Origin of the sequence: Lactonifactor longoviformis DSM 17459, assembly GCF_900129135.1 — a bacterium.
GTDB classification, from domain to species: domain Bacteria; phylum Bacillota; class Clostridia; order Lachnospirales; family Lachnospiraceae; genus Lactonifactor; species Lactonifactor longoviformis.
This window is the reverse complement of sequence record NZ_FQVI01000001.1, coordinates 550959-572444: the sequence shown is the minus strand read 5'-3', so window position 1 is coordinate 572444 and position 21486 is coordinate 550959. Positions and strand designations below refer to the sequence as shown.

Sequence of the window (21486 nt, the reverse complement as noted above, 5' to 3'; positions counted from 1 at the left end):
GATTTAATCGTAGTTGGTTATGCACAGGTTGGTGCAGAGTCTGACTGGAGAACTGCGAATACAGAATCCTTCAAATCTACTTTTACAGAAGAAAACGGATACAAGCTCATCTTTGATGATGCACAGCAGAAACAGGAAAACCAGATTAAAGCAATCAGAAGCTTTATTCAGCAGGATGTAGATTACATAGTAGTAGCACCTGTAGTAGAAACCGGATGGGAGACAGTACTTCAGGAAGCAAAAGAAGCAGGAATCCCTGTTATTCTTTCTGACAGACAGATGGATCTTTCCGATGACTCTCTGTATACCTGCTGGGTAGGCGGAAACTTCGTAAAAGAGGGTGAGGACGCAGGAGACTGGCTGGCACAGTATCTGGAGTCTAAAGGTAAAGGCGAAGAAGATGTAAACATTGTAACCTTACAGGGAACCATCGGAGCATCTGCTCAGGTTGGACGTACCGAAGGCTTTGGAAACAAACTGAAAGAACACAGCAACTGGCATATGTTAGATATGCAGACCGGAGAATTTACACAGGCAAAGGGCCAGGAAGTTATGGAGTCCTTCCTGAAATCCTATGATGATATTGATGTAGTAATCGCAGAGAATGATAATATGGCATTCGGGGCAATCGACGCTATCAAAGCAGCAGGAAAGACCTGCGGACCTGACGGGGACATCACAATCATCTCCTTTGATGCAGTAAAAGCAGCATTCGAAGCAATGATCGCAGGCGACTTAAACTGTGCAGTAGAGTGCAACCCGTTACACGGACCCCGTGTTGAGGAGATTATTCAGAAGTTAGAAGCCGGCGAAGAAGTAGAGAAGATTCAGTATGTGGATGAAAGCGTATTCCCGGCAGATACAGCAGCTGATTTCATTGACGGACGTGCTTATTAATCTTTAAAAAGCATTCGCAACGATAGAAGGCCAAGGGCGATGAGGCAGGGGAGCCTTATGTAAGGCTCCCCTCTCACGCCTTAGAATAACAGTGATGAAAACAGGAAAGGCGGAGATGATATGGAGCAGGATATCGTATTAACCATGCGAAATATTGATAAAAACTTCCCAGGCGTAAAAGCTCTGCAGAATGTGGATTTTACTCTTAGAAGGGGTGAGATTCATGCACTTATGGGAGAAAACGGAGCAGGTAAATCTACTCTGATTAAAGTATTAACAGGCGTTGAAGAATTCGAAACAGGTGAAATAAAGATTGAGGGCATTGACCATCCCATCATCAACAAATCCCCCCAGGAGGCTCAGATTCATGGAATCAGTACTGTATATCAGGAAGTTAACTTATGTCCGAATCTGTCAGTAGCTGAGAACCTGTTTATCGGCAGGGAGCCCAAAAAGGGAGGCATGATTGACTGGAGAACTATGAACAAGAAGTCTAAGGCTTTACTGGAAGGTCTGGATATTCATATTGATGTAACTGCGGCACTTGAAAATTATTCCTTAGCCCTTCAGCAGATGATTGCTATTGCCAGAGCGGTGGATATGTCGGCTAAGGTTTTAATACTGGATGAACCTACGTCATCTCTTGACGACGGTGAAGTGGAAAAGCTCTTCCACCTGATGAACCGTCTGAAAGAACAGGGCGTTGGAATTATCTTTGTTACCCATTTCCTGGAACAGGTATATGCGGTATGTGACAGAATTACTGTACTCAGAAATGGTACGCTTGTCGGTGAATATAAGATTGAAGATCTGCCGAGAGTACAGCTGGTTGCAAAAATGATGGGTAAAGATTTTGATGATTTGGCAGCTATTAAGAAAGAAGGGGCATCAAGCGTTAAAGATGAAGTCATTATAGATGCCAGACAGCTGGGTCATAAGGGTACTATTAAACCATTCGACCTGAAGATTAATAAGGGAGAGGTGATCGGTCTTACCGGTCTGCTTGGCTCCGGGCGTTCCGAGCTTGCCAGAAGTATCTACGGAGCGGATAAGCCAGACTCCGGAGAATTGTATGTAAAAGGAAGCAAGTTCCATGCAAATACACCGCTGGATGCTATGATGCAGGGAATGGCATATCTGCCGGAGGACAGAAAGGCAGAGGGAATCATTGCAGATCTTTCTGTGAGGGAGAATATCATCATTGCCCTTCAGGCTAAGCGCGGTATGTTCAAATTGCTGAGCAAAAAGGAGCAGGAAGAATTTACCGACAAATACATAGATCTGCTGCAGATTAAGACTGCTGACCGGGAAACCCCTATTAAACAGCTCAGCGGCGGTAACCAGCAGAAGGTAATCCTGGGCAGATGGCTTTTGACCAATCCGGATTTCCTGATTCTGGATGAGCCTACCCGCGGTATTGATATCGGTACTAAGACCGAGATTCAGAAGCTGGTGCTTCAGCTGGCAGACGAGGGTATGTCTGTGATGTTCATTTCTTCCGAGATAGAAGAAATGCTTCGTACCTGCAGCCGTATGGCTGTACTTCGTGACGGCTCCAAGGTTGGAGAACTCAAAGAAGAGGAACTCTCTCAGGATTCCATCATGAAAGCAATCGCAGGAGGTGCAAATTAATGGAAAAATTAAAGAAGATTACAAGCTATCGCCTGTTTCTTCCACTGCTGTGTCTGGCTATTGTGTTAATGATTAATATTATTACAACACCTACCTTTTTCCAGATCAGTGTGAAAAACGGGGTATTATATGGTTATATTATTGACGTTATCAACCGTGCCAGCGAGCTGGTAATTCTGGCCGTAGGTATGACACTGGTTGTATCCTCATCCGCAGGAACCGACATTTCTGTGGGTGCGGTTATGGCTGTGGCGGGAGCTGTATGCTGTTTTGTTCTGGCCGGAGGCCAGCAGGCAGTAAACGCTTACTCTAATCCTTACATTCTGGGATTTTTGGCGGCTCTTGTTGTGGGTGTTATCTGCGGATGCTTTAACGGCTTTCTGGTAGCCAAGATGAAGATACAGCCTATGGTTGCCACGCTGATTTTATTTACCGCCGGCCGCGGGATTGCACAGCTGGTAACAAAGGGACAGATTACATACATCCGTGTTGACAGCTTTAAGTTACTGGGCGCTAATATTCCGGGACTGCCTCTGCCTACTCCCATATTCATCGCAATCGCAGTTGTAATTATTACCGTAATTATTTTGAAGAAGACGGCTCTTGGCATGTATATACAGTCTGTAGGTATTAACTCCAGGGCATCCCGGCTGGTGGGCCTGAAATCCACTATGATTATCTTCCTTACCTATGCATTCTGCGGATTATGTGCAGGTATCGCAGGTATGATTGCAACCTCCCGTATCTATTCAGCGGACGCGAATAATATCGGTCTGAACATGGAGCTGGATGCCATCCTGGCTGTTGCCTTAGGCGGCAACTCACTGGGCGGCGGTAAGTTCTCTCTGATGGGAAGTGTTATCGGAGCTTACACCATTCAGGCACTGACCACAACATTATATGCCATGAGTGTATCTGCAGACCAGATTCCGGTATATAAGGCAATCGTAGTTATCGTAATCGTAGCACTGCAGTCACCGGAATTTGCTAAGATTAGAAAGAAAATTGCAGGTAAATTCCACTCAGAAAAAGCAGAATCCAAAAAGGAGGTGGCATAATGGGTAATAAGAAAATGAAAAGCAAGAAGAATATAGACGGTAATGCATTCTTACTGCTGATTACCATCGTGCTGTTCTTCGCTATGTACATCATTGGAGTCATTGCATTCCATCAGCAGGGATTCGGTAAAACCCAGAACTTTTTAAATCTGTTTATATCCAATGCCGGTCTGATTGTCATTGCTGCCGGTATGACGGTAGTCATGATAACAGGAGGAATTGATATTTCTGTTGGTTCCGTGGTTGCTCTGACTTGTATGATGCTGGCCTGGATGATGGAGAATAAAGGCATGGGAGCAATCCCGGCGGCTGTCATTGTACTGGTAATGGGACTGGTATTCGGTTTTGTACAGGGATGGCTGGTGGCCTATCTGAAGCTGCAGCCCTTTATCGTAACACTGGCGGGAATGTTCTTTGCCAGAGGTATGACGGCTATTATCAGCCAGGACATGATCAGTATCAAAAATGAAATGTTCCTAAGCTGGGCAAAGTATAAAATATACCTTCCCTTTGGAGGATATGTTAACAGAAAAGGGGTAATGATATATCCTTATATTTATCCAAGCGTTATCATCGCACTGTTAGTGCTGGTAGTCGTGTTTATCATGCTGAAATACACCAAGTTCGGACGTTCCATCTACGCTGTGGGCGGTAATGAGCAGTCTGCTCTTCTCATGGGTCTGAACGTAAGAAAAACAAAACTGAAAGCTTACATACTGGCCGGATTCCTCACAGGCCTGGGCGGATTCCTGTTCTGCCTGAATACCTGTTCCGGATTCGTAGAGCAGGCAAAAGGATTCGAGATGGATGCCATTGCATCTGCCGTAATCGGCGGTACACTGCTGACCGGCGGTGTCGGTAATGTCTTCGGAAGTCTCTTTGGGGTATTAATCAAGGGTACCATCGAGGCATTTATTACCTTCCAGGGTACACTTTCCTCCTGGTGGACGAAGATTACCATTGCAGCGCTGCTGTGCTTCTTCATTATCCTGCAGAGTATCTTTGCATCTGCAAAAGCAAAGAAGAAAAAATAAATGTTAAAAAGGGGACGTGTTCTTTCTAAAAGGAACACGTCCCAAAATCGATCAGAGGTGTCCCCAATTGAGGTAAATTAAAATTGTCCGGTTACGCTTGACAGTTTTATTTTTTTGTTTTATAGTATGACTATACCCCCGGGGGGTGTATGAGGGCGATGCAAATGGGGAAAGGAGTTTGGATATGCAGGCTGATAAGAAAAAAATCACCCGTCTGTTAAAAACTGCAAGGGGTCAGATGGACGGTATCTTAAAAATGGTGGAAGAGGACAGGTATTGTATTGACATTTCACAGCAGCTGATGGCCACAGAGGCTATTTTAAATAAAGCGAATAAGGAGATACTAACGGCACATCTGAAGTGCTGTGTGGCGGACGCGAAGAGCGATGAGGAAAAAGAGGCTAAAATTGATGAATTAGTCTCTATGCTTGGTAAGATACTAAAGTAGTAGAATACGATGTAACGAAAGGAGAACGCAGATGAAAGAAAAATTTGATGTAACTGGCATGACCTGTTCTGCATGTTCCTCCAGGGTAGAAAAAAGTGTGGCAAAGTTAGAGGGGGTCCAGTCTGTGAGTGTCAATCTGCTCACTAACAGTATGCAGGTTGAATTTGATGACGGCAGACTGTCTCCGGGCGGTATCGCGGAGGCAGTGGTAAAAGCAGGTTATGGCGCCAGCGTGCATGAGGAAAAAGCAGGCAGTGTCCGGAAGACTGAAAAAACAGAGGCAGGGGAGAATCCTGTTGAGGCACAGCTGAAGAATATGAAGTTTCGCCTGTGGGTCTCTTTTGGATTTCTGATCCCGCTGATGTATGTATCCATGGGACATATGGCAGGACTGCCCCTGCCTCCCTTCCTGGCCGGACTGGAGAATGCGGTGGGATTTGCGCTGACCCAGTTTCTGCTGTGCCTGCCGATTGTCTATGTGAACCGGGTATATTATATCAAGGGCTACAAGACGTTATTCCACATGGCTCCTAACATGGACAGCTTAATCGCCATTGGTTCCACGGCTGCCCTGGTTTACGGCATTTTTGCTATCTATCGGATGGGGTACGGTCTGGGCAGCGGGGATATGGAGCTGGTAGGACAGTACCATATGGACCTATACTTTGAATCGGCGGCTATGATTCTTGCACTGATCACCCTGGGCAAATATCTGGAAACCAGATCCAAGGGAAGAACCAGCGAGGCCATTACCAAGCTGATGGATCTGGCACCTAAGACAGCTGTTGTGCAGCGGGAGAGCGGTCCGGTGGAGATCCCTGTTGAGGAAGTTGTGGTGGGTGACACGGTTCTTGTGAAACCAGGTCAGAGCATCCCTGTGGACGGGGTGATTCTTGAGGGAAATACCAGTGTTGACGAGGCAGCCATTACAGGAGAAAGCATCCCTGTGCAGAAGTCGGAAAAGGATGCTGTCATAGGGGCAACGATTAATAAAACTGGTTTTATCAGTATCCGGGCTTCGAAGGTAGGGGACGATACGACCTTCTCCCAGATTATCCGGCTGGTGGAAGAGGCCAGTTCCAGCAAGGCCCCCATTGCTAAGATAGCTGACAAAATTGCGGGGGTATTTGTCCCGGTTGTTATGGGGATCGCTCTGCTTACTGCAATTGTCTGGCTGGCATCCGGGGCGACCTTTGAATTCGCCCTGTCTTCAGCCATCTGTGTGCTGGTTATATCCTGCCCCTGCGCACTGGGTCTTGCAACCCCGGTGGCGATCATGGTGGGAACCGGCAAAGGTGCGGAGAACGGTATTCTGATTAAGTCCGGAGAGGCGTTGGAGACAGCACACAGTATACAGAGTGTGGTGATGGATAAGACGGGTACCATTACCCAGGGCAAACCAGTGGTTACCGATATTGTTCTCTTATCCGGGGACAAGGACAGACTTCTTCAGGCGGCTGCAGGTCTGGAAGCAAAGAGTGAGCATCCTCTGGCTGAGGCGATTATGGAATATGCTTCCCGGGAAGGGATTGCGGTTCCTGGGGTTACAGAGTTCCAGTCCCTGCCCGGAATGGGAGTGGAAGGCAAGGTGGAGGGAGAGCTTTACTACGCGGGGAATCTTCGGATGATGCAGGAAAAGGGAATCAACATCCAAAAGTGTGAGGAGCAGCTGTCCAAACTGGCCGACGAAGGAAAGACCCCTCTTCTGTTTGCAGACAGTAAAAAGGCAGTTGGAATTATTGGTGTGGCAGATGTTGTGAAGCCAACCAGCAAAGAGGCGATCCGCCGGTTTACGGAGATGGGAATCGAGGTTGTAATGCTTACCGGTGATAATAAGAGAACAGCTCAGGCTATTCAAAAGCAGCTGGGAATCCAGAAGGTTATCGCCGAAGTACTTCCCCAGGATAAGGAGAGGGAGATTGCCAGACTCCAGGAGGAAGGCAAGACAGTGGCAATGATCGGGGACGGCGTGAATGATGCCCCTGCCCTGGCAAGGGCTGATGTAGGGATGGCAATCGGTGCGGGTACCGATGTGGCTATTGAAAGTGCTGATGTAGTGTTGATGAAAAATGATTTATTAGACGCGGTAACGGCAGTCCGTCTCAGCAAGGCTGTAATCCGGAATATAAAGCAAAACCTGTTCTGGGCCTTTTTCTATAACAGCCTGGGAATTCCTCTGGCAGCGGGAGTCTTCTACCACTGGCTGGGCTGGAAGCTGAATCCCATGTTTGGAGCTGCGGCGATGAGCTTAAGCAGCGTGTTTGTAGTATCCAATGCCCTTCGTCTGAAGCTGTTTAAAAGCAGCAGCAAAACTTGGGAGTCTGCGGGGCAGCCGGCAGAGGAAGGGACGGAAATAATAGAGAATGAAAAGGAGAGTAAGGTCATGAAAAAAACAATTAAGATTGAGGGAATGATGTGTCAGCACTGCAGAGGTGCTGTAGAGAAAGCGCTGAATGCCATGGATGGAGTCAATGCGCAGGTAAGTCTGGAGGATAAGGCGGCTTATGCGGAGATCTCAGGTGACGTCACTGATGAAATGCTGAAACAGGCAGTCACAGAGGCCGGCTACGAGGTAGTGGAGATTTCAGACTAAAATCAACTTGACAAATACAGATATAGACTGTATACTATAAAAAATAAAATAAATGCGATGACAAGGAGGAGTACATACTCGCCAAAGTCCCAGAGAGAAGATGGATGGTGTGAATCTTCACGGAGGAAGTATGGAAGTAGCCTTTGAGCAGTGAGACGAACAGGCGGCAGGCCCAAGTAGCACTCAACGTATCTTTCCTACGTTACAGGGAAAACGGTATCGATAGCAATGTCCGTACTGATAAGTGTGAAACTGTCAGGAGGTATACTATCCGTACTGGCAGAGTGCGGGAAGCAGCAGTCTTCCTGAATTTAGGTGGTAACACGGATGAGATATTCGCCCTAAGCTTTTCAAAGCTTAGGGCTTTTTTATTACTTAGGAAACTTTGTTCCTTATGTAATAAAAAAACCTCCGGGGGATCACACTGCGGCGGAAAGGAGGATGCTGTCCGCGACAGCCCGCCGCAGGCGGAGATTGCGCTTTCGCGCAATCTTTCTTGTTGCAGTTATCAAGAAAAAACACATAAAAGGAGGGTCATTTTAAATGAAAGGAACAGAATTATTTGTAAAAGCATTGCAAAAAGAAGGTGTTGATTATCTGTTTGGCTACCCGGGCGGTTATGCCATTGATATCTTTGATGAACTCTATAAGCAGGACTCCATTCAGATGATCCTGCCCAGACATGAGCAGGGGTTGATACATGCAGCAGACGGGTATGCCCGGGCCACAGGCAGGGTAGGCGTCTGTCTGGTAACCAGCGGGCCGGGGGCTACCAATCTGGTAACCGGAATAGCTACAGCAAATTATGACAGTGTTCCTCTTGTGTGCTTCACTGGACAGGTACCCACCAATCTGATTGGAAATGACGCTTTTCAGGAAGTTGACATTGTAGGGATTACCAGAAGTATCTGTAAATATGCAGTGACAGTACGACGGAGAGAGGATCTGGGGCGGATTATCAAAGAGGCCTTTTATATTGCCAATACTGGGAAAAAGGGTCCTGTAGTAGTAGACCTTCCAAAGGATATTATGCTGGAAGAGGGAGACAGCTTATATCCGAAGCAAGTATCCATCAGAGGCTACAAACCCAGTCAGGGGGTTCACATCGGTCAGATAAAAAAGGCTACGGATCTTCTGAAAAAAGCAGAGCGTCCTCTGTTTTTAATGGGCGGAGGCGTTACGATCGCCAGGGGACAGGCGGAAGCAAGAAAGCTGGCAGAGCACACAGGGATCCCTGTAATCACAACTATAATGGGACGTGGGTCATTGCCTACGGACCATGAGCTGTACTTTGGAAATGTGGGAATGCACGGGTGCTATGCGGCGAATAAAGCCATCTCTGACTGTGACCTGCTGTTTTCCATCGGAACCCGGTTTAATGACCGCATCACTGGTAAGCTGGGAGAATTTGCCCCCCATGCAAAAATCATTCACGTAGACATTGATACGGCTTCTATCTCCAGAAACATACAGGTAGATATCCCTATTGTGGCAGATGCCCGGGATGCTATGGAGGCTATACTTAAAAATATGCCGGAGGGTGAGCACAGGGAGTGGGTTGCGCAGCTGAAGGAATGGGATCGGAAGCATCCCATTGATATGCCGGATGGGGAAGGCATCAATCCTCAGAAGATTATCCGTGAGATGAACCGGCAGTTTGAGGAGGCGATTGTAGTAACCGATGTAGGCCAGCATCAGATGTGGGTAACCCAGTATCTGGAGATGACAGAAAAGAAACAGCTGCTCACATCAGGCGGTCTGGGGACTATGGGGTATGGCCTTCCGGCTGCCCTGGGGGCCCAGCTGGGCTCTCCGGACACACCGGTCATCTGTGTGGCCGGAGACGGGGGCGTTCAGATGACCATCCAGGAAATGGCCATGGCGACGGCCTATGAACTTCCCGTGATTCTCTGTATATTTAATAACAGTTATCTGGGAATGGTACGTCAGTGGCAGCAGCTGTTCTACGATAAAAGGTATTCCTCTACCTGCACCCGGAGAAGAAAGTCCTGTGAGGGCAAGTGCAAAGGGCCGGGAACTCAGTGTCCTCCTTATGCTCCGGATTTTATGAAGCTGGCAGAGGGATATGGCGCGAAAGGGATGCGCATTGAGTGTGAAGAGGATATCAGCAGAGCATTTGCATTTGCCAGAGAGAACAGGCAGGGACCGACCGTATTAGAGTTTATAATACAGAGTGATGAGCTTGTGCTTCCCATGGTACAGGGCGGCCAGCCATTAAGCAATATGATACTGGAATGTTAGGAGGGTGAGAGAGATGAAAAAAAGATGGATTTCATTATATGTTGAAAATCAGGTAGGTGTATTGGCTAAAATATGTGGACTGTTCTCCGGAAAATCCTATAATTTGACAAGTCTCACGGTGGGAGAGACTGCAGACAAGACCGTTTCCAGGATGACCATCAGTGTGGACAGCGATGATGCAACCTTTGAACAGATAAAAAAACAGCTGAACCGCTGCGTTGAGGTTATCAAGGTCATAGACTTTACAAACATTCCTATCCACAGAAAAGAAGTGCTGTATATCAAAGTAAAGGATTGTGATGAGAGAGCGAAAACAGAGATTTTCCGGATCGCAGAGGTTTTTGGACTCAATATTGCAGATTACGGCAAAAACGCTGTATTGCTGGAATGCCTGCAGACGGAAACTAAAAATGATGACATTATCCGCCTGATTTCGGCAAATTTCCAGAGTATAGAAGTGGTTCGGGGGGGCAGTGTCGCCATTGAATCTGTTAGTATTCAGGAGAAATAGACAAATTTACTCAGAGAATTGAAATGAAGTGTTGCTTTTTGTGAATAATGTATAGTAAAATGAGAAAGACAAAACTATACACGGGAAGTGCTCCGGGGGGAAAGGGGCACTTCCTGAAAAACAAAAAGGAGTGTTAAAGGTATGGAACAAGTGGTGTATGTAGCAGTGGTTGCTGGTATACTGGCTTTAGTGTTTGCTTTCTATCTGGCCAGCAACGTAAGCCGACAGGAGGACGGCAACGACAAAATGAAAGAAATTGCAAAGGCAATAAGTGAAGGTGCCAGCGCATTTCTCTTCTCCGAATACCGGATACTGGTTATCTTTGTCGCGGTATTATTTGTTGTAATTGGATTTGGAATCGGGAACTGGGTGACAGCGGTCTGCTTTCTGGTAGGCGCGGGTTTTTCAGTTCTGGCCGGCTACTTCGGCATGAATGTGGCTACAAAGGCAAATGTGCGTACGGCCAATGCTGCCAGGACAGGCGGCATGAACAAGGCTCTGACAGTGGCTTTCCACGGCGGAGCAGTTATGGGAATGTGCGTAGTTGGTCTGGGACTGTTAGGATGCAGTCTGATTTACGTGATTACGGGAAATGTGGATGTACTCTCAGGATTCAGCCTGGGCGCGTCATCCATTGCATTATTCGCCCGTGTGGGCGGAGGTATCTATACAAAGGCTGCCGACGTAGGCGCAGACCTGGTTGGTAAGGTGGAAGCAGGGATCCCTGAGGATGATCCCAGAAACCCTGCGGTTATCGCAGACAATGTAGGCGATAATGTAGGCGATGTGGCAGGCATGGGCGCTGATTTGTTTGAATCTTATGTAGGCTCCCTGGTATCAGCGGTTACTCTCGGGATTGTTGTATATCAGGCGAAAGGTGCTGTGTTCCCTCTGGTACTTGCCGCAATCGGTATTATTGCATCCATCATCGGAAGCTTCTTTGTCAGGGGCGGAGAGAACAGCAAGCCCCATCAGGCTCTGAAAATGGGAAGTTACGTATCCGGCGGTCTGGTACTTATCTGTTCTCTGGTTATGAGCAAGGTGTTTTTTAATGATTTTAAGGCAGCTGCGGCCATTATCGCGGGTCTGCTGGTTGGAATTGTAATTGGTATTGTGACAGAGGTTTATACCTCTGATGAGTACAAGTCGGTGAAGAAGATTGCCCAGCAGTCAGAGACAGGGCCGGCAACCACGATTATCAGTGGACTGGCAGTAGGTATGCTTTCTACCTGTGTCCCTATCCTTCTAATCTGTATCGGCATCTTTGTGTCCTATAAAGTATGCGGGCTGTACGGAATTGCTCTTGCGGCAGTGGGAATGCTTTCCACCACAGGTATTACGGTTGCGGTGGATGCCTATGGACCTATCGCAGATAATGCCGGGGGAATTGCTGAAATGTCCGGTCTGGATCACAAGGTCAGAGAGATCACCGACAAGCTGGACTCAGTGGGAAATACTACAGCCGCCATGGGAAAAGGATTTGCCATCGGCTCCGCGGCGTTAACGGCTCTGGCTTTGTTCGCCTCCTATTCTCAGGCTGTGCAGCTTCAGGTAATTGATATTCTGAACTCCAATGTAATTATCGGGCTGTTAATCGGCGGTATGCTTCCGTTCTTATTCTCAGCTTTGACCATGGAATCTGTTTCCAAGGCAGCTTATAAGATGATTGAGGAAGTCAGAAGACAGTTCCGGGAGATTCCCGGCATTATGGAGGGGACAGGAAAACCGGATTATAAGTCTTGTGTGTCTATCTCCACCACAGCTGCACTCAGGGAGATGCTGATTCCCGGCGTAATGGCAGTACTGGCTCCTCTGGCAGTGGGAATTATTCTGGGTACAGAAGCCCTGGGAGGCCTTCTGGCAGGGTCACTGGTGACAGGTGTGCTGATGGCAATCTTTATGAGCAATGCGGGCGGAGCCTGGGACAATGCTAAGAAGTATATTGAGGGCGGCAATCACGGCGGCAAAGGCAGTGAGGCCCACAAAGCGGCGGTTGTAGGCGACACTGTAGGAGATCCCTTTAAGGATACTTCAGGTCCGTCTATCAACATCCTGATTAAATTAATGACAGTTATTTCCCTGGTGTTCGCACCGCTGTTCCTGAGCATCGGAGGACTTTTGGGCTGATAGCCACAAAAAGTATAAAATGTCTTCACGAAACGTTCACAACTTTTACATGGGGAGGTCATAATTGGAAGGTATGATAAATGCATAGTAACAAAACGTTACTGCAATTAATTTTCTTTTTCATACTGCCTTGCAGCAATGTGAGGCATTCCTTCCACTAATAAGTATCATCATACTTTTTATAAAACTCCTCAAAAAGGGTCCTGTTCGAAAGAACAGGGCCTTTTTGTTGTAAACATAACTTGGAAAGACGATTTTTATTGGTGGAATTTGCCAAAACATAACGAATGAAATTGTGAATTATTGACATAAAAAAGTTGACTTTTACTAAAAAGCCCGAAGAAAGTTGGGCATTGTTTTAAAAAGAGTGCAAAATCGGTAAAGAAAATGTCGAGATCAGGGATTTATTTTGCGTATGATTCTTGAGATAATATAAACATATTAAAGCTTTATAAAAACTTAATAAAGGATATCTTAAAAGCTAAGGAGGTTCTAATTGCAATGAAAGTAGGATGTGTGAGAGAAATCAAGAACAATGAGTTCCGCGTCGGTATGACTCCGGACAATGTAAAGAGCTATGTAAATGCCGGTCATGAGGTGTATATCGAAAAGGATGCCGGCGTAGGCTCTGGTTTCATGACAGACGAGTATGTTGCGGCAGGAGCAGTGATTCTTGACACAGCAAAAGAGGTTTGGGATACCGTAGAGATGATGATCAAGGTCAAAGAACCCCTGAAAGAAGAGTATCAGTACTTCCACAAAGATTTAATCCTTTATACCTATCTGCATCTGGCTGCTGACAGAGAGCTGATGGATGCTATGCTTGAGGCGGGAGTAAAAGGTGTTGCTTACGAGACATTGATTGAGCGGGACAGAAGCATTCCGCTGCTGGCACCTATGAGCCAGATCGCAGGAAGACTGAGTATTCAGGAAGGCGCGAAATATCTGGAAAAACCCTTTGGGGGATCGGGTGTGCTGCTTGCCGGCGTTCCTGGAACACCTAAGGCAAATGTTGTAATCCTGGGTGCTGGTACTGTGGGAACCAATGCATGTAAAGTTGCAGTAGGAATGGGAGCTAATGTTACGATTATTGACATCAGCCTTTCCAGACTGGCATATTTAGATGATATCTTCGGCGCAAGAATTCAGACATTGATGAGCACTGACGCTAACATTGAGAATGCAGTTGCACAGGCAGATCTGGTAATTGGTTCTGTATTGATTCCAGGAAAAGCAGCGCCTAAGCTGATGAAGAAAGCTTATCTCAAAAATATGCGTCCCGGCAGTGTAGTAGTGGATGTGGCTGTGGATCAGGGCGGATGCTGTGAGACAACAAAGGTTACATATCACGACGATCCTACCTTTGTAGTGGATGGTGTGGTTCATTACTGCGTTGGCAATATGCCTGGAGCAGTTCCAAGAACATCTACCATTGCACTGACAAATGCCACACTGAAATATGGTCTCCAGATTGCAGGAAGCGGACTGGAAGACGCCTGCAGAAAAAATGATGTATTGTATTCCGCAATTAATACCTATGAGGGTGAGATTACCTGCAAGAACGTGGCTGACAGCTTTGGTCTTCCCCATAAGGAGGCAAAAGAATTAGTTGGTTAAACCATGATGAAGGAGGTAGTATATGGATACTTTTGTAAAGATAGTTACCAAGATTAACGATTTGGTTTGGAGTTTGCCTCTGGTGCTTTTATGTTTGGGTGCAGGCATCTTCTTTACGATTATGCTGAAGGGATGCCAGTTCCGTTTGATAAAAGACATGTTCCGCTTGATCCGTTCCAAGTCTGCAGCTGAAGAGGGCGAAGGCGGAATCTCGGCATTCCAGTCTTTCGCGACTACAGTAGGTTCCCGTGTAGGAATGGGGAATATTGCAGGTGTTGCAACTGCTCTCTATTTCGGTGGTCCAGGTGCGATTTTCTGGATGTGGCTGATTGCGCTTATCGGGGCGGCGTCTTCTTTCGCAGAGTGTACATTAGCGCAGGCTTATAAAGACAAAGTAGGCACTGAGTATATTGGCGGCGCTCAACTGTTTATTACGAAAGGGCTGAAATCAAAGTCACTTGCAAAAGTAATGGCTATGCTTTTTGCAATTGCTGCGGTACTTGGCCCGGGTACTTTAATGCCTGGTCTTCAGATTTATCAGATTGCTTCTACTTTTAAGAGTGCATTTGGCACACCGCAGATGATAGTAGGTATTGTGTGTGTAGTTGCTATTGCTGTTGTTGTCTGGGGAGGAATCAAACGAATCGGAAGAGTGGCAGAGTTATTAGCGCCGGTAATGTGTGTAATCTATATTATTATGGCCATTGTTATCATTGGCATGAATATTACTGCTCTTCCTTCTGTACTGGCTACTATTGTTAGTTCTGCATTTGCGGCAAATTCTATGTTTGCAGGAATTATTGGCTCAGCGATATCCTGGGGGGTAAAGCGTGGAGTATACTCCAACGAAGCCGGTCAGGGATCCGGTGCAATTGTGGCAGCTGCGGCTGAGTGCTCTCATCCTGCAAAGCAGGGATTGATTCAGTCTTTATCAGTTTACATTGATACTATTGTTGTATGTACCGCTTCTACCATGATTATTATGGTTACTGGAAATTATAATGTAATCGATGCATCCGGTAATTTTATTGTGAATAATACAGGAAGTGAATACGGCGCTCTCTGGGCACAGGATGCAATTAATCATTCTTTAGGCGGTTGGGGTGGCAAGCTCTTAGCTATTATGATTGCACTTTTTGTATTCACCAGTCTTATGGGATATTACTATCAGGCGGAGAGCAATATGAAGTTTATTTTCAAAGGTAAGAAAGCAGGAACTTATCTCATGCGTGCAATCTTCCTGATAGCAGTATTCTCTGGGGTTATCGTAGATGGACAGACAATCTGGAGCATGGCAGACTTAGGCGTTGGCTTAATGGCTTGGGTGAATATTATAGGAATGTTGATTTTGTATAAGAAGGTTAAGGCAATCTTAGCAGACTACGAGACACAGAAGAAGGCAGGTGTTGATCCACTCTTCGATCCTGCAAAATTTGGAATCAAAGATGAATCAGGTGCCTGGGATAAATATGCAGGCTTACTGAAAAAGAGAGAAGCAGAATCAGGTAAATAAACAAAGAAAATGGAGGATATTTTATGTTAAAGTATACGAGACAATCTGACCCTGAAATTGCAGCATTGGTGGACGAGGAATTAAACCGTCAGGAGCACAACATTGAGATGATCGCTTCTGAAAGCACTGCTCCCTTAGAAGTTATGGAACTGAGCGGAAGTGTATTTACCAACAAGACTCTGGAGGGATATCCGGGAAGAAGATTCCAGGCTGGTTCTGAGATTGCTGATAAAGTAGAAAAACTGGCTTGGGAGAGAGCAAAAGAGCTGTTCGGTGCAGAGCATGTGAATATTCAGTCCTATTCCGGCTCAACGGCAAACTACAGCGTATTTGCATCCGTATTAAATCCTGGGGATAAGATTCTGGCTATGCGTCTTGATCAGGGCGGACATCTGACTCACGGTTCACCGGCAAACTGGGTTAGCAAGATTTACAACCATGTATTTTATGGGGTAGATAAAGAGACAGAGAGAATCGATTATGACGCGCTTGACAAACTGGCGAAAGAGGAAAAACCCAAAATGATTATCGCCGGTGCCAGCTCCTATCCACGTCTCATCGATTATGAAAGAATTGCAAAAATAGCTGAAGAAGTAGGCGCATACTTTATGGTAGATATGGCTCATATCGCAGGTCTGGTAGCTGCAAAGGTGATCCCGAGTCCTATTCCTTATGCAGACTTTGTAACTTCTTCTACAACGAAAACCTTCTGCAGCGCAAGAAGCGGTATGGTATTCTGTAAAGAGAAATATGCGAAAATCCTGGATAAAGGTACATTCCCCGGAAGCTTAGGCTCCCTGATGTTCCACACCATGGCTGCCAAGACATGGTCCTTCAAATATGCAGCTTCTCAGGAATTCCATGATATTATGCAGCAGGTAGTTGTAAATGCCCAGAAACTGGCAGAAGAACTGTCTGGCTATGGCTTCCGTATTGTCAGCGGCGGCACAGACAACCATCTTCTTGTGGTTGACTTAAGAGGAAAAGGAATTACAGGTACTGTGTTCCAGGATGCACTGGATGCTGTGGGAATTACAGTAAATAAAAATATGATTCCATTTGATCCTGAGAAACCGTCAGTGACAAGCGGTGTGCGTATTGGCCTTACATCCGTGACACAGAGAGGATTAAAAGAGCCTGAGATCGTAGAAATTGCCAGCATTATGAATCAGGTTGCCGAGGCACCTACAGATGAAGCAAACCTGGCAGCATGCAAGGAAAGGGCGGAGGCTCTTATCTCCAAATTCCCTCTGTATCCTGCAGGAGCATTTGAAGACTGATTTGAATCCCCATATAAAGCACCTCCGTTGTACCGGTAATTGCCCAGGCAGTTACAAAGGTTAATGTGCGAGGACATGAGCGCCGCAGCAAGGTGATATTCCCCTGTTGTGGCGCTTGTGCTTTTTGTGGAAGGCGGCTGGAAGGAGGTGTGGCCATGAAGATTCAGAAAACAGACTGGGGGTATATTGAGTGGATTCAAAGGTCTGAGAACCAGCCCTCTATGAATATCGGAAAAGTTGTCTGCTATCCGGGAAAACAGATGTACCCGCACATTCACTATGAAGAACAGTTTATCTATGTGCTGGAAGGATGCGGGACTGGCTGGGCAAACGGAACCCTGCAGAAAATTGAACCCGGCGCCATGTATTTTATGGAGTGCGGGTGCGAGCATTCTATGAAAAATGAAGGGGACGGCCCTATTATTCACCTTTTGGTTTCCAACCCGGTACAGGTAGAGATGGACAGCTTTATTGACAAAGAGGAAACCTACAAAGAGCTAAGCAGCGAGGAACTCATAGTGGCCATAGAGGCGGTCAGAGGGCAGTTTTTGGACAATCTCCACTCAGCATACGTGATTTTTACAGAGAGTGGGAATCTGTTATATCAGGGCAGTTATTTTCCCACGTACTGCAGAAGAACATGTAGCCCGCAGGAGCACCCGGGGGAATGCCGGTGCATGAAGAACTGGATACATTTTCTGGAGACGACAGAACAAACCATAGAATGTCCCTATGGCCTGCTGGTCTACAGAATCCCTATCTTTTTTAATAAAAGAGTGGTAGGATATATACTGGGCGGTTACATCAGGATATCATCGGAGGAAGAAGCACCCATTGAAGGCGTTTATGATACCCCGGAAAGTACCGCGGAGGGTCTGAAAAGCCTTCTGCGGAAAGCCTCCAGAGCGATACGGACCTTCTGTGAATTCAACCAGTTCAAAAATGCACTGTTTGAAAAAGAGGCGCTTCTGGAGGACAGCAAAAATTCCAGGGAGGCGCTTCTGCACAACCTGAAGATGGCGGAGAATACGGTAACGGACCTGAAAATCAATCACCATTTTCTGTTTAATACCCTGAACCAGATGGCATCTCTGGCGCTGGAGGGAGGAGGAGTTCCTCTGTACGAATCCATTATCCATCTGGCCAGAATGTTTCATTACTCGTCTCAGACGCAGGGAAGCCTGGTATCCTTAAGAAATGAACTGAAGTATGTGGATGCCTATCTGCAGCTTCAGAAGTTTCGATATAAAGATTCTCTGGATTTCCGCTACGATATAGATGATGAGGCCCAGGATACTATCGTCCCGTTTAATTTCCTTCAGCCTTTGGTTGAGAACGCTTTTGTCCATGGCTGTGATGAGGAGGAAAGTAAATATCTGGAGATAGAAATCAAAGCCAGAAAGGAATATGTTGACATATGGGTAAAAAACCGGGGGAAATGTCTTACTTCCCAGGACTGTTACCGGATTAATGTAGGTATGAGAGGAAATACAGCCCACGGACTGGGAATGATCTATCATAAGCTGGGGTCTATCTATAAGGGCGGATTTACTATGAAAATAGGCACCAGGGAGAATTCTACGGTTCTGTATGTCAGATTACCAAAATAATTAAGAAAAAGAGGCAGATACAAATGAAGGACAAAGAGCAGCAGCACAGAAGAGTATGCGCGTATGTGGATCTGGATGCCATTGTGTGGAATCTGGAGCAGATACATGCCAATGTAGCAGAGCAAACCCAGGTGGTTGCCGTGGTTAAGGCGGACGGGTACGGTCATGGAGCGGTTCCTATTGCCCGTAAAGTAGAGCATTTACCCTATATCTGGGGATTTGCCTGCGCCACGGTGGAGGAGGGAGTAAGCCTTCGCGAGGCGGGAATCCAGAAGCCTGTATTGATCCTGGGATATACTTTTGAAGAACATTATGATATTATGTGTAGCATGGACATTATTCCTGTGGTATTTGAGACGGATATGGCAAAAAAAATGTCAGATACTGCGGTAAAGCTTGGGAAAAAGATGGAGGTTCATCTGGCTGTGGATACCGGCATGGGAAGAATCGGTTTCCGGGATGATGAATCTTCCATTCCTGACTGTGTAGAGATCTCAAAAATGCCCGGAATACTCATATCAGGCTTGTTTACCCATTTTGCAAGGGCGGATGAGTGGGACAGCACCCCGGCCAAAAGACAGATGGAGCGGTATCTGCACTTTGTGGGATTTTTGGAGGCGGCAGGCATCCGGATCCCTTATAAGCACTGCTCTAACAGTGCAGGGATTATGAATCTGCCGGAGGCTAATATGGATCTGGTGCGGGCAGGCATTATCCTGTACGGTCTGTTTCCCTCCGATCAGGTGTATACAGATAAAATCAAGCTGAAACCGGCGATGTCACTGAAAAGCCATGTGGTTTATGTAAAGGACATAGAGCCGGGTACCCCGGTAAGCTACGGGGGGACCTATGTAGCTGAGAAACCCAGACGGGTTGCTACCATACCTGTGGGATATGGGGACGGGTATCCCCGTTCTCTCTCGAACAAGGGATATGTATTGATCCATGGAAAGAGGGCAGACATTATAGGAAGAGTGTGTATGGATCAGTTTATGGTGGATGTCACAGATATTCCGGATGTTAAGACAGGAGATGAGGTTACTCTGATTGGCACTGACGAGGGAGAAACCATTACGATAGAAAATATGGGAGATATAAGCGGCAGATTTAATTATGAGTTTGCCTGCGATTTGGGAAAACGAATCCCCAGAGTATACTTATAAGAAGGGACGGAAGCGTGTGATTAGATCGGTTATCTGCGATGATGAGGCGGCAACAGTAAATATTATCCGGTATTATATAGAATCCAAGAATTTTCCCCTGGAGATCATTGGAACGGCGGAAAATGGCAGGGATGCATTGGCTTTGATTCAGAAAACCAAGCCCAATCTGGTCTTTATGGATATCCATATGCCGTATATGGACGGATTCCAGGTAATACAGAGTATAGAAAACTGTAAGGTGATCATCGTAACAGCGTATGATTCCTTTGAGTATGCCCAGAAGGCTCTCAGGGCGGGTGTCTGCGACATCATTGCGAAACCGATTGACTTCGAACAGCTGGAACAGGCGATTTACCGGGCGATTGGGTGGAGAGTGACACCCAATGAGAGCGTTAATGCTATCATAGAATTTATTAATTCTCACTATAAGGAAAAGATTGAGCTGGCGCAGCTGGCACAGCTGACCTTCAGTACCCAGAGCTACATTACAAGACTGTTTAAAAAGCATATGAATATGACAATAATTTCGTACGTGCACATGGTGAGAGTGGAAAAATCAATAGAATTGGTGGAAAGTAAGAAGATGAGTCTGCAGGAGGCTGCGGAGGAAGTGGGCTATGGAAATCTGAAAAATTATTATAAGTATTTTAAGCTGTACAAAGGGCAGACACCCGCGGCTTATTTTCGGGAGCTAAACAATAAGGGATTTGAAAAGTAACAAAAAAGGGTACGGGCAGAAGCGCGGGAGCGGCGCTGCTGTCCGTACCCTTTTCCTGTAATTCCCCTATTTTAAGGAAAAAGAATATGATATAATGAGTGTTAGCGAGCCATGGGGAGCTTTGCTCACTTTTGGCGAGCGGCGAATGGCGATCATGCCGAAGGCATGATCTAATGAACAGGATTTAAAATACAAGGAGGACATGTATGAAGTTTATTTCTTGGAATGTGAACGGGCTCAGAGCCTGTGTACAGAAAGGTTTCACAGAGTTTTTTAACGGGATAGATGCTGACTTTGTTTGTATTCAGGAGACAAAGCTTCAGGAAGGACAGATCGATTTGTCTTTGGAAGGATATGAGCAGTACTGGAATTATGCAGTTAAGAAAGGATATTCCGGAACGGCAGTCTTTACCCGGCATACCCCCCTGGAGGTCCGCTATGGAATTGGAATCCGGGAGCATGATCAGGAGGGCAGAGTAATTACTCTGGAATATGAGAACTTTTATCTGGTGACGGTATATACCCCCAATTCCCAGAGTGAGCTGGCCCGCCTGGAATATCGAATGAAGTGGGAGGATGATTTCCGGGCATATCTGGCAGAACTGGATCAGAAGAAGCCTGTAGTGATGTGCGGAGATTTGAACGTTGCCCACAGGGAGATAGATTTGAAAAATCCCAAAACCAACAGAAGGAATGCGGGATTTACGGATGAGGAGAGAAATAAATTTACTGAACTGCTGGAGGCCGGGTTTACAGATACATTCCGCTACTTCTATCCGGAGGCAGAGGGGATTTATTCCTGGTGGTCCTACAGGTTCCGGGCCAGGGAAAAAAATGCAGGGTGGAGGATTGATTATTTCTGTGTGTCAAAGCGGCTGGAGGAGAAGCTGGTCTCTGCGGCAATTCATACCGAGGTTTTCGGATCGGACCACTGCCCCGTGGAAGTACAGATAGACTTGTAAATGGATTGTATTGAGGGACAAGATCTGATAGAATAGAACCATTGAGATGAGAAAGGAGGAT

Annotated in this window: 16 protein-coding genes and 1 other annotated feature; all 16 genes read left to right on the top strand. The window is 46.4% G+C overall.

Annotated elements, in window-relative coordinates; translation table 11 throughout:
- On the top strand, positions 1 to 897 hold an 897-nt coding region (locus tag BUA56_RS02565; RefSeq protein ID WP_072848726.1), incomplete at its 5' end, for an ABC transporter substrate-binding protein.
- A gap of 120 nt (positions 898 to 1017) precedes the next feature.
- Entirely contained in the window at positions 1018 to 2529 is a 1512-nt protein-coding gene (locus BUA56_RS02560; RefSeq protein WP_072848725.1) for a sugar ABC transporter ATP-binding protein, read from the top strand.
- Positions 2529 to 3587, top strand: a complete 1059-nt coding sequence (locus BUA56_RS02555) for an ABC transporter permease (RefSeq protein WP_072848724.1) — start codon at positions 2529 to 2531, stop codon at positions 3585 to 3587. Before BUA56_RS02560 ends, BUA56_RS02555 begins: the two co-directional genes overlap by 1 nt.
- Entirely contained in the window at positions 3587 to 4621 is a 1035-nt protein-coding gene (locus BUA56_RS02550; RefSeq protein WP_455428640.1) for an ABC transporter permease subunit, read from the top strand. Before BUA56_RS02555 ends, BUA56_RS02550 begins: the two co-directional genes overlap by 1 nt.
- 184 nt (positions 4622 to 4805) lie before the next feature.
- Entirely contained in the window at positions 4806 to 5069 is a 264-nt protein-coding gene (locus BUA56_RS02545; protein WP_072848723.1) for a metal-sensing transcriptional repressor, read from the top strand.
- 31 nt (positions 5070 to 5100) lie between these two features.
- On the top strand, positions 5101 to 7662 hold the full coding sequence (locus BUA56_RS02540; protein WP_072848722.1) for a heavy metal translocating P-type ATPase: 2562 nt from the start codon (positions 5101 to 5103) through the stop codon (positions 7660 to 7662).
- A gap of 48 nt (positions 7663 to 7710) precedes the next feature.
- Positions 7711 to 8009, top strand: a binding site (T-box leader).
- Positions 8010 to 8205: 196 nt separating this feature from the next.
- On the top strand, positions 8206 to 9924 hold the full coding sequence (ilvB, locus tag BUA56_RS02535; RefSeq protein WP_072848721.1) for a biosynthetic-type acetolactate synthase large subunit: 1719 nt from the start codon (positions 8206 to 8208) through the stop codon (positions 9922 to 9924).
- Positions 9925 to 9937: 13 nt separating this feature from the next.
- Positions 9938 to 10435, top strand: coding sequence for an acetolactate synthase small subunit (ilvN, locus tag BUA56_RS02530; RefSeq protein ID WP_072848720.1), 498 nt, complete (start codon positions 9938 to 9940; stop codon positions 10433 to 10435).
- A 141-nt stretch (positions 10436 to 10576) separates the two neighbouring features.
- Positions 10577 to 12562 (top strand): sodium-translocating pyrophosphatase, encoded by a 1986-nt coding sequence (locus BUA56_RS02525; protein ID WP_072848719.1) that lies wholly within the window; start codon positions 10577 to 10579, stop codon positions 12560 to 12562.
- 501 nt (positions 12563 to 13063) lie between these two features.
- Positions 13064 to 14179: an alanine dehydrogenase gene (ald, locus tag BUA56_RS02520; RefSeq protein ID WP_072848718.1), complete on the top strand. Its 1116-nt coding sequence runs from the start codon at positions 13064 to 13066 to the stop codon at positions 14177 to 14179.
- A gap of 22 nt (positions 14180 to 14201) precedes the next feature.
- Positions 14202 to 15692 (top strand): alanine/glycine:cation symporter family protein, encoded by a 1491-nt coding sequence (locus BUA56_RS02515; RefSeq protein ID WP_072848717.1) that lies wholly within the window; start codon positions 14202 to 14204, stop codon positions 15690 to 15692.
- A 23-nt stretch (positions 15693 to 15715) separates the two neighbouring features.
- Positions 15716 to 16972, top strand: coding sequence for a serine hydroxymethyltransferase (locus BUA56_RS02510; RefSeq protein ID WP_072848716.1), 1257 nt, complete (start codon positions 15716 to 15718; stop codon positions 16970 to 16972).
- A gap of 155 nt (positions 16973 to 17127) precedes the next feature.
- On the top strand, positions 17128 to 18582 hold the full coding sequence (locus tag BUA56_RS02505; protein WP_072848715.1) for a histidine kinase: 1455 nt from the start codon (positions 17128 to 17130) through the stop codon (positions 18580 to 18582).
- 23 nt (positions 18583 to 18605) lie between these two features.
- Entirely contained in the window at positions 18606 to 19745 is a 1140-nt protein-coding gene (alr, locus tag BUA56_RS02500; protein WP_072848713.1) for an alanine racemase, read from the top strand.
- 16 nt (positions 19746 to 19761) lie between these two features.
- Positions 19762 to 20463 (top strand): response regulator transcription factor, encoded by a 702-nt coding sequence (locus BUA56_RS02495; protein ID WP_072848711.1) that lies wholly within the window; start codon positions 19762 to 19764, stop codon positions 20461 to 20463.
- Positions 20464 to 20669: 206 nt separating this feature from the next.
- On the top strand, positions 20670 to 21425 hold the full coding sequence (locus tag BUA56_RS02490) for an exodeoxyribonuclease III (RefSeq protein WP_072848710.1): 756 nt from the start codon (positions 20670 to 20672) through the stop codon (positions 21423 to 21425).
- Positions 21426 to 21486: the final 61 nt, after the last annotated feature.